Origin of the sequence: Marinobacter manganoxydans MnI7-9 (assembly GCF_000235625.1) — a bacterium.
Classification (GTDB): Bacteria; Pseudomonadota; Gammaproteobacteria; order Pseudomonadales; family Oleiphilaceae; genus Marinobacter; species Marinobacter manganoxydans.
Map to the genome: position 1 here is coordinate 1 of NZ_AGTR01000061.1, position 1,845 is coordinate 1,845.

At 53.7% G+C, this 1,845-nt stretch carries 1 rRNA gene; it reads right to left on the reverse strand.

From position 1 onward, the window contains the following. A 23S ribosomal RNA gene (locus KYE_RS14615) occupies positions 1 to 1,808 on the reverse strand; the annotation flags it as partial. Between the last annotated feature and the right edge of the window lie 37 nt (positions 1,809 to 1,845).

Here is a 1,845-nt window from a genome sequence, read left to right on the forward strand (position 1 = left end):
GTATACGTCCACTTTCGTGTTTGCACAGTGCTGTGTTTTTAATAAACAGTCGCAGGGGCCTGGTATCTTCGACTGGCTTCAGCTCCACCCGCAGGGATTTCACTTACCACCAGCGTGCCTTCTCCCGAAGTTACGGCACCATTTTGCCTAGTTCCTTTACCCGAGTTCTCTCAAGCGCCTTGGTATTCTCTACCTGACCACCTGTGTCGGTTTGGGGTACGGTCTCGAATAGCCTGAAGCTTAGAAGATTTTCCTGGAAGCAGGGCATCAATGACTTCCCGCTCTAAGAGCAGTCGTCGTCGCGTCTCGAGATTGTGGACCCGGATTTGCCTAAGTCCACTCCCTACTCGCTTAAACCGGGACAACCGTCGCCCGGCTCACCTAGCCTTCTCCGTCTCTCCATCGCAGCTATCCAAGGTACGGGAATATTAACCCGTTTCCCATCGACTACACCTTTCGGTCTCGCCTTAGGGGCCGACTCACCCTGCGCCGATTAGCGTTGCGCAGGAACCCTTGGTCTTCCGGCGTGCGGGTTTTTCACCCGCATTGTCGTTACTCATGTCAGCATTCGCACTTCTGATACCTCCAGCATGCTTCTCAACACACCTTCGCAGGCTTACAGAACGCTCCCCTACCCCGCATACAAAGTATGCAGCCGCAGCTTCGGTGACCAGTTTGAGCCCCGTTACATCTTCCGCGCAGGCCGACTCGACTAGTGAGCTATTACGCTTTCTTTAAAGGATGGCTGCTTCTAAGCCAACCTCCTAGCTGTCTGAGCCTTCCCACATCGTTTCCCACTTAACTGGTACTTGGGGACCTTAGCTGGCGGTCTGGGTTGTTTCCCTCTTCACGACGGACGTTAGCACCCGCCGTGTGTCTCCCGGATAGTACTCACAGGTATTCGGAGTTTGCATCGGGTTGGTAAGTCGGGATGACCCCCTAGCCGAAACAGTGCTCTACCCCCTGTGGTATTCGTCCGAGGCGCTACCTAAATAGCTTTCGGGGAGAACCAGCTATCTCCGGGCTTGATTAGCCTTTCACTCCGATCCACAAGTCATCCCCTGGCTTTTCAACGACAGTGGGTTCGGTCCTCCAGTGCCTGTTACGGCACCTTCAACCTGCTCATGGATAGATCGCCCGGTTTCGGGTCTATGCCCAGCGACTAAATCGCCCTATTCAGACTCGGTTTCCCTACGGCTCCCCTAAACGGTTAACCTCGCCACTGAACATAAGTCGCTGACCCATTATACAAAAGGTACGCCGTCACGGAACAAGTCCGCTCCGACTGCTTGTACGCATACGGTTTCAGGATCTATTTCACTCCCCTCACAGGGGTTCTTTTCGCCTTTCCCTCACGGTACTGGTTCACTATCGGTCAGTCAGGAGTATTTAGCCTTGGAGGATGGTCCCCCCATGTTCAGACAGGATATCACGTGTCCCGTCCTACTCGATTTCACCAGACTCAGGTTTCGGATACGGGGCTATCACCCACTATGGCGGCACTTTCCAGAGCCTTCTCCTACCAGTTGTCTAGCTTAAGGGCTAATCCCCGTTCGCTCGCCGCTACTTAGGGAATCTCGGTTGATTTCTTTTCCTCGGGGTACTTAGATGTTTCAGTTCCCCCGGTTCGCCTCTTACACCTATGTATTCAGTGCAAGATACCGACCCGAAAGTCGGTGGGTTTCCCCATTCAGAAATGCCCGGATCACAGCTTGTTTGCCAGCTCCCCGAACCTTATCGCAGGCTTCCACGTCTTTCATCGCCTCTGACTGCCAAGGCATCCACCGTATGCGCTTAGTTGCTTGACTATATAACCCCAAGACAACTGATCACGAATCCACACCC